Origin of the sequence: Pseudoflavonifractor phocaeensis (genome assembly GCF_016901735.1) — a bacterium.
Lineage (GTDB): Bacteria > Bacillota > Clostridia > Oscillospirales > Oscillospiraceae > Pseudoflavonifractor_A.
The window spans coordinates 1-8,054 of record NZ_JACLZC010000090.1; the positions used below are offsets into that span (position 1 = coordinate 1).

Consider the following 8,054-nt stretch of genomic DNA (forward strand, 5'->3'; position numbering starts at 1 on the left):
CCCCCGATACGATGGACCAGAGCGCCGCCGGTATGGCCGCCCGGTTACAAAACAGCGCCGCCGCGCTCCCCCCAAAAAAGAGCAGCGCCATCAGCGGTACCAGCGCCTCGCTGAACCGGCCGATCTGTCCCACGCCCCCCGCCGTCACCAGAGCGCAGCCCGCCGCCGCCGCCAGACCCACCGCCAGACGATCCCACCCCAGCGCCGCCTCCAGCGCCGTGGAGATGGAATTGGCCTGCACCAGATTGCCCCCCAGCAGCGACGCGCCCACACAGCAAAGAGCAAACCAGCAGCCCATCCACCGCTTCCCCAGGCCGCGGGACATATAGAGCATGGGCCCGCCCTGGTATCCCCCGTCCGGCGCCCGTTCCCGGTAGCGTACCGCCAGAATCTTCTCGGCGCAGCCGGTCATCATCCCCAGCAGGGCCGATATCCACATCCAGAATACCGCCCCGGGTCCCCCCAGAAAAATGGCCGTGGCCACGCCGGCGATGCTCCCCGTGCCGATGGTGGAGGCCAGCGCCGTGGACAGCGCCTGAAACTGGGATAACCCGCCCCGCCGCTCCGACTGCCGGGCCCGCAGCAGCCTGCCCGCCGTACAGCGCAGCCAGACCGGCAGGTCAAACAGCTGAAAAAAGCCCGTTCGCACCGAATACCACAGCCCCGCAAACAGAAAAAGCGCCAGCAGCCACGGATTCCAGATCGTATCCGCCAAAAAAGTCAAAAACGCCATGTCCGCACCCTCCTTGTCCTTAGAGGTATGCGGACATGGCGTCTCTCATGTCTTTGGACCGATATAAAATCGCGGGTCCAGGGCGTTGCGCAGGCCGTCCCCCACCCACTGAAGGCTCACCACCGTTACCACAATGCATACCGCCGGCGGCACCCAGATCCACGGACGGCCCACAAACACCGCCGTGTTGGTGGCGTACTGGATGAGACTGCCCCACGAGGCCTGGGGCGTGCGGATGCCCACCCCCAAAAAGCTCAGGCTGGACTCGGACAAAATGGCACGGCCCACCCGCAGCGGCAGCACCGCCCACACCGGGCCCACCGCGTTGGGCAGCACGTTGCGCCGCAAAATGGTGGTCCACCTGCCGCCCAGCGCCCGGGCTGCCAGCGCGTATTCCCGCTCCCGGACGGTGAGGGTGTTGGCATACACCAGCCGGGCAATGCCCGTCCAGCCCAAAAGCCCGATGACCGCCACGATGTTCCACACCGACGCACCCACCAGCGACACCAGACACAGCACCAGGACAATGCTGGGAAAGCTCTGGAATACGTCGGCCAGGCGCATGATCCCGTATTCCCACTTGCTGCCCTGCCGCCAGCCCGCCAGCAGTCCCAGCGGCACCCCTACGCCCAGGCTGATGCCTGCCGCGGAGAAGCCCACCAGCAGCGACACCCGCCCGCCGCAGAGAAGCCGGGCCAGCACGTCCCGGCCCACGTCGTCGGTGCCCAGCCAATGGGACGCGGAAGGGGGCGCCCAGAATCCGGCGGCGGCGTCGGTGAGATTGGGCGCAAGGCCGAAAAGCGCCGGCAGCAGCAGCACCGCCAGCGTCTCCACCGCCAGAATCACCAGGCCGGCCACCGCCCGGCGGTCCCGCAAAAACCGCCCCAGCGGCCCCATGCTCCCCCTCATCGGTCCGCCTCCTCCCGGCGCACCCGGGGGTCTGCCAGACCATAGAGCAGGTCCAGCGCCAGATTGGTCCCCAGCACCGTCAGGGCGATGACCACCGTCACCCCCATCACGATGCCAAAGTCCCGGCTGCTGATGGCGGAAAAAAGGAGACTTCCCATCCCCGGCCAGCCAAAGATCCGTTCCACCACCACAGAACCGCCGATGATATGGGGAATGTGGCTCAAAACAGTGGTCAGCACCGGCAAAAGAGAGCCCCGCAGGGCGTGGCGCATCACCGCAAGCTCCCCCAGCCCCTTGGCCCGGGCGGTACGGATATAATCCTCCCCCAGAGTCTCCAGACAGGCGCTGCGGGTCTGGCGCACCAGCTCCCCCATGCTGCTCACGCATACCACCCCCGCCGGAAGGATGAGATGGCACATCAGGTCTCCCAGCGTGCCGCTGGTCCCGGCGGTGTACATCCGGGCGGAGGGCAGCCAACCCAGCACCACCGAAAACACATACACCCCCGCCAGACTCAGCAGAAAGCCGGGCACGCCGAAGCTCACCATGGAACAGACCGACGCGGCCTTATCCCAGCCCGAGCCGGGCCGCCATGCCGCCGCCGCGCCCAGCGGAATGGCCAGCAAAACGGCCAAAGCCACTCCGGTGCCCGTCAAAATGAGGGAGGGCCCCACCCGCTGCGCGATGCTCTCCGACACCGAGCGCCCCGTCTGCCACGAGTCCCCCAGGTCCCCACGGAGCAGTCCGCCCAGCCATACCAGATACCGCTGGGGCAGCGGCTTGTCCAGACCAAGGCGCTCCTCCAAAATGGCCTGGTTGCCGGCGGAGCCCCCTTCTTCTCCCCCCAGGTCCGCGATGGTGCCCGGCGCCAGGTCCAGACACAAAAATACCAAAATCGTAATGCCGAAAAAAACCGGCACCGCTGTCGCCAGCCGTTTGCGTATATATCGGATCAAAATGTACTTCCTCCTGCACTTCCGGCCCAAATGGGCACGGGCCGCCCGAAGGCGGCCCTACGGAGGTCTTTTCTCTTATTGCTTCTCCCACTCCCACACGTTTTCGTTGCAGAAGCTGGAGGATTCATAGTCGATGCCCGTTACGGTGTTGGACTCCACGTGGAGGGCCGTGCCGAACCACAGCGGGATAAAGGGCCGCTCCTCGCCCAGCAGACCGTCCAGCTCCGCCACCAGCGCGGCGCGGGCGTCCTTGTCCGTCTCGGCGCGGATGGCGTCGATATCGCTCAGATAGGGAGTCAGATCATCCACATGGAAGATGTTGTTTTCCGCCGAAAAGCGGCTCTCCACAAACCACAGCGGCAGGGCGCTGGGGGTGTGGCTGGCAATGGCCATGTCATAGACCCCGTCGCTCATGCCGGCAAAGAGCGTGGCCGAATCCACCGTCTCAATGGTGGTGGCAATGCCCGCCTCGTCCAGCTGCTGCTGCATCAGCGCCGCAAGCCCCGACCGGTTGGAGGTGCAGGCCAGGGTATAGACTTCGCCGTCGTACCCTGCCTCCTCCAGAAGGCCCATGGACAGCTCCAGGTTCCGGGTGGTTTCCCCCGGGCCGGGGTAGCTCTCGCAGCTGGGCAGAATGGAGGTGCCGGTCACCGCGCCGTGACCGCCGGTGGACTGCTCACACAGCAGCTCCTTGTCCAGGGCGTACTCCACCGCCCGGCGGATGCGGGCATCAGACACCGTCTCGCAGTTGAGCATCAACTCATAGAACGTGTTGGGCGTGGTCCCCTCGCTGACGGTGAAGCCCGCCGCCTCGGCGGTGGGGGCGTTGTCCTCGGTGACGCTGCCGCCGAAGGCGTAGTAATCCAGGTCGCCGGCAATGAGCGCCGTCAGCAGGCTGGACTTGTCCATCACCGTGATGACCAGGGTGTCGAAGCCGGGCGCGCCCAGCTGATAGTCCGCGTTGGCCTTCAGCGTCAGGCTGCTCCCCGTCACCTCGGAGACAAACACGCAGGGCCCGGAGCCCACCGGCGCCGTCCACAGGTCCAGCTCCATCACCTCCGACGGGTCCACTCCCTCCAAAAGATGGGTGGGCAGGACGTAATACTCCCGGTTCTTGTCCAGGAGAAAATCCTCCGGGGTGGTGGGATTCTTGAACGTAAGCTTGAGGGTATATTCCTCCACCGCTTCCGCCCCCAGCGCCTCCGTGCCGGTGGCAACGCCGCTCTCGTCGGTGCCGGTCAGCACCGAAAAGGCGCTCCGGCCCAGCGTCGGACAGGCCCCGTCCGTCAATAGGGCGATGGTCTCCGCCCAGTGCTCCGCCGTCACCGAGGTCCCGTCGTGAAAGGCGCAGTCGGGGTCCAGATGGAATTCGATGCCGTAGCCGCCGTCCACGCTCTCCCAGGACTGAGCCGCCCGGGCGGTGAGGGTCCCGTCGGCGTGGACATAGGCCAGGCGGTCATAGATCTTGTCGTAAATGATGCGGGAGTAGTTGCTGCCCGACGGGCTGTTGTAGGGCATGAGCGAATCCCAGGCGTTGGACAGTCCGTACTGGACCACCCGCTCCCCCGCCGTGTCATCCGCCGCCGGCTGGGAGGCGCACCCGCCCAAGGGCAGCGCCAGAGCCAACGCCAAAAGCAGCGCCGCGGTTCTTTTCTTCAAAGCTGCTCCTCCTTTCCTTATTCCACGGTTACCGATTTGGCCAGGTTGCGGGGCTTATCAATGTCACAGCCGTGCATCAGAGCCACATAGTAGGCAAACAGCTGCATGGGAACCACGTCCAGCGAGGGGAGCAGCATGGGATGGGTCTGCGGCACCGTGAGGGTGTGGTTCACCACGCTGGCCATGTCGGCTTCCAGATCGGCGGTGGTGAGGCCCAGCACGTCGGCTCCGCGGCTCTTGACCTCCACCACGTTGCTCATGGTCTTTTCAAAGAGCGGCGCGTAGCTGGCCAGGGCCACCACCAGCGTGCCCGGCTCGATGAGGGAAATGGTGCCGTGCTTGAGCTCGCCGGCGGCGTAGGCCTCCGAGTGGAGGTAGGAGATCTCCTTGAGCTTCAAAGACCCCTCCAGACCCACGGCATAGTCCACGTTGCGGCCGATGAAAAAGACCGAGGGGTGGTTGAAATAAATGGAGGCCAGATACTGGATGCGCTCCCGGTGATTGAGGATCTCGGTGAGTTTTTCGGGGATGCGCCGGAGCTCGTCCACAATGGCGTCGTACGCCTGAGGGGTGATGGTCCCCAGCGTCTCGGCAAAGGAGAGGCCGATGAGATAGATGAGGGCCAGCTGGGTGGAGTAGGCCTTGGTGGTGGCCACGGCAATCTCCGGGCCGGCCCAGGTGTAGAGCACGTCGTCCGACTCCCGGGCGATGGTGGAGCCCACCACGTTGACGATGGACAGCACCCGGGCGCCCAGCCGCTTGGCCTCCCGCATGGCCGCCAGGGTGTCGATGGTCTCGCCCGACTGACTGATGACCAGCGCCAGGGTGCGCTCGGTCACGATGGGGTCGCAGTAGCGGAACTCCGAGGCCAGGGTCACCTCCACCGGCTTGCGCAGCAGCTTTTCCAGGGTGTACTTGGCCGCCATGCCCACATGATAAGAGGAACCGCAGGCGATCACATAGATCTTTTCCAGGTTCCTCAGATATTCCGGCGTAAAGGTCAGCTCGTCCAGCACCACCTTGCCTTCCCGGATGCGGGGGGAGACGGTGTCGTGGAAGGCCTTGGGCTGCTCCATGATCTCCTTGAGCATGAAATGCTCATAGCCGCCCTTCTCCGCCGCCGAGATCTCCCAGTCCACCCGGTGGAGCTGCTTCTCCACCGGACGGAGATAGGCGTCGTATACCCACACGTTGTCGGCGGTGATCTCGGCAATCTCCCCGTCATCCAGGTAGCATACGTCCCTCGTATACTGGATGACCGCCGTCACGTCGGAGGCCATGAAGTGGAAACCGTCGCCGTAGCCCAGGATGAGGGGGCTGTCCTTCCGGGCGGCGATGAGCCGGTCGGGACAGTCGGCGCACAGCACCCCCAGGGCGTACGCGCCCCGGATGCGGTGGAGCACCTTGGTCACCGCGTCCAGGATGTTGCCGTCATAGTAAAATTCCAGCAGCTGGGCCACCACTTCGGTGTCGGTCTGGGAGACAAAATGCACGCCGCGGGACTGGAGGAATTCCTTGATCTCGGCGTAGTTTTCAATGATGCCGTTATGGACCACGGCAATGCGGCCGTTTTCGCTCAGGTGGGGGTGGGAGTTGACGTCGGAGGGCTCCCCGTGGGTGGCCCAGCGGGTGTGGCCCAGACCCAGGGTACCCCGAATCCCGCCTCTCGCCTCCACCTGGTCGGCCAGATTCTGGATGCGGCCCTTGGTTTTGACCACCGTCAGGCCGTCCTCCGGGTGGTACACCGCCACGCCCGCCGAGTCATAGCCCCGGTATTCCAGCCGCCGCAGGCCGTTGAGGAGGATGGGGGCGGCTTCCTCCCGGCCGACATATCCGATAATTCCGCACATAAGTCAAGCGCTCCAATCTGTTTGGGTATGGTTGCACCGGACGGGACGTCCCAGTCCAATATTTTGTTATTATATATCATGCCGGCCCTCTAGGTAAAGAGTCAATCTTCCCGAAAGACGGCCGCCTTCTCCCCCCTCCTTCGTCCATCCTGAGCCCCCAGCCCGTCGTGCTCCACCAGGATGATGTCCTCCCCAAAGCGGCGTACTGTCTCCCAGGGAAAGATGCGGTCCGGCTCCCGGCCCAAAAGCCCGAAGAGCCGCCGCCGGCCCGGTACCACCAGCGCCTCCGCCCGCCCGCTCTCCAGCGCCACCGATACGTCCCCCACATAGCCGAACCGCACCCCCGTGCGGATGTCGATGACCTCCCGGCACCGCAGATCGGAAACCCGGCTCTTCTCCTCCATTCCGCTCACCCCTATTCCCAAAACCGTCGAAATGTGCTATAATCGCACCGTCCGTTCCCTGTCCGCCGTCCTTCTTCTCAAAACTTATGTGAAGGACGGCTCGTACTATAACCCCGGGAGGCCTTTGCTTTGCGTTTCTTTGTCCGCCGTCTGGGCGTGCTCTGCTACCGGCTGCTGGGCGTCGCCGCAGCCGTCATCCTCTTCCTCACCGCCGCCCAGCTCTTCGCCCACCGCCACGCCCAGTTTTATCCCGACTATCCTATGACCGATCTCTCTGCCATTCCGGAACAGGACCGTCTTTCCGAAGAGGACTATGAGACCCTCTTCCTCCAGACCGGACTGGGAAAGGCCGGCGTGGATGACCTGCTCTCCCTGGGCCAGCCGGGCAAGGATCAGATCCTGGACACCCAAACCGCCTTTTTCGCCAAAACCGCCACCGACTGCGGCAGCCTGGGCATCACCACCCGGGAGGACCATGTGGTGGACGGAGATGGAAACATCACCTACGCCTGTCCCATGGCGCCCGTGGAGGAGGGGGACGTGTTCCTCTCCTTCTCCACCCACACCCTGGGCTGGCGCCACGGACACGCCGGCGTGGTGGTGGACGCCGCCAACGGCCGCACCCTGGAGGCCGTGCTCATCGGCTATGACGCCGCCACCGCCAGCGTCAGCCATTGGTCCTGCTACTCCACCTTTCTCCACCTCCGCGTCAAGGATATCACCCCGGAAGAGCAGGAGGCCATCGCTGACTACGCCATGGCCCACCTGGACGGGGTGCCCTACCATCTGACCAGCGGCGTGCTGGGGCCGGACAAGGTGCAGGACCCGGACGCCGACTCCTTCGGCGCTCAGTGCGCCTACCTGGTCTGGTACGCCCTCTACCAGGGCGCGGGCTACGACACAGACAGCGACGGCGGACGGATTGTCACCGTGGGCGACCTGGCCGAGAGCCCCCTTTTCGAAATCGTGCAGGTCTACGGCCTGGACCCCCGCAGCTTTGGCTAAGGTTGCGTCTTTTCTTTCCCATCCGGATATGATAGGATGATAGAGATTCAAAAGAGACTGAAATTCTAACCAGGAGGCATCCGATCTATGACCAGGACCGGTCTTATCACCTTCCATTTCGCCCACCATTACGGGGCCCAGCTCCAGGCCTACGCCACCATGCGGGCCATCCAGGACCTGGGTCACGACTGCGACATCATCGACTTCCGGCTCCCCCACACCACCCGGACCAATCAGCTCTTCAAGCGCTCCGGCTCGGTGCGGGACGCCGCCTCCGACGCCCATACCGCCCTCCACTACGCCGCCTTCAAGGCCCGCTTCGACCGCTTCGAGGCCTTTGTCAGCCAGCAGATGAAGCTCAGCCCCCGGCGCTACACCTCCTTCGCCAAGCTCAGGGACGATCCCCCCGCCTACGACGTGTATGTGGCCGGCAGCGACCAGATCTGGAACCCCTATATCTACGCCGACAAGCAGTTTGAGCCCGCCTTCCTGCTGGACTTCGTCCAGACAGGGCGGCGGATCGCCTACGCCCCCAGCC

The 8,054-nt window shown here is 64.7% G+C and carries 8 protein-coding genes; 2 read left to right on the top strand and 6 right to left on the bottom strand.

Going from position 1 to position 8,054, the window contains the following annotated elements; genetic code table 11:
• The 6 genes from H7U37_RS13750 to H7U37_RS13775 all read right to left on the bottom strand — a co-directional run.
• A partial coding sequence (locus H7U37_RS13750) for an alanine:cation symporter family protein (protein WP_204876564.1) occupies nt 1–733 on the bottom strand: 733 nt, incomplete at its 3' end.
• A 45-nt stretch (nt 734–778) separates the two neighbouring features.
• Entirely contained in the window at nt 779–1,642 is an 864-nt protein-coding gene (locus H7U37_RS13755) for an ABC transporter permease (RefSeq protein WP_204876565.1), read from the bottom strand.
• On the bottom strand, nt 1,639–2,598 hold the full coding sequence (locus H7U37_RS13760) for an ABC transporter permease (protein ID WP_204876566.1): 960 nt from the start codon (nt 2,596–2,598) through the stop codon (nt 1,639–1,641). Before H7U37_RS13760 ends, H7U37_RS13755 begins: the two co-directional genes overlap by 4 nt.
• Before the next feature lie 75 nt (nt 2,599–2,673).
• Nucleotides 2,674–4,257: an ABC transporter substrate-binding protein gene (locus H7U37_RS13765; RefSeq protein WP_204876567.1), complete on the bottom strand. Its 1,584-nt coding sequence runs from the start codon at nt 4,255–4,257 to the stop codon at nt 2,674–2,676.
• Nucleotides 4,258–4,274: 17 nt separating this feature from the next.
• Nucleotides 4,275–6,107 carry a glutamine--fructose-6-phosphate transaminase (isomerizing) gene (gene glmS, locus H7U37_RS13770; protein WP_204876568.1) on the bottom strand — a complete coding sequence of 611 codons (1,833 nt, stop codon included), beginning with the start codon at nt 6,105–6,107 and terminating at the stop codon, nt 4,275–4,277.
• 101 nt (nt 6,108–6,208) lie between these two features.
• Nucleotides 6,209–6,511 (bottom strand): YlmC/YmxH family sporulation protein, encoded by a 303-nt coding sequence (locus H7U37_RS13775; protein ID WP_204876569.1) that lies wholly within the window; start codon nt 6,509–6,511, stop codon nt 6,209–6,211.
• Nucleotides 6,512–6,640: 129 nt separating this feature from the next.
• Between H7U37_RS13775 and H7U37_RS13780 the strand changes: the two genes are divergently transcribed.
• Nucleotides 6,641–7,516, top strand: a complete 876-nt coding sequence (locus tag H7U37_RS13780) for a hypothetical protein (RefSeq protein ID WP_204876572.1) — start codon at nt 6,641–6,643, stop codon at nt 7,514–7,516.
• 87 nt (nt 7,517–7,603) lie between these two features.
• Nucleotides 7,604–8,054, top strand: a 451-nt coding sequence (locus tag H7U37_RS13785; RefSeq protein ID WP_204876575.1) for a polysaccharide pyruvyl transferase family protein, incomplete at its 3' end; no start/stop codon positions are given.

What these genes read in the sequence shown, in the direction of transcription:
- H7U37_RS13775 (WP_204876569.1), bottom strand. Translation starts at nt 6,511, where the DNA reads ATGGAGGAGAAGAGCCGGGTTTCCGATCTGCGGTGCCGGGAGGTCATC.
- H7U37_RS13755 (WP_204876565.1), bottom strand. Translation starts at nt 1,642, where the DNA reads ATGAGGGGGAGCATGGGGCCGCTGGGGCGGTTTTTGCGGGACCGCCGG.
- glmS (WP_204876568.1), bottom strand. Translation starts at nt 6,107, where the DNA reads ATGTGCGGAATTATCGGATATGTCGGCCGGGAGGAAGCCGCCCCCATC.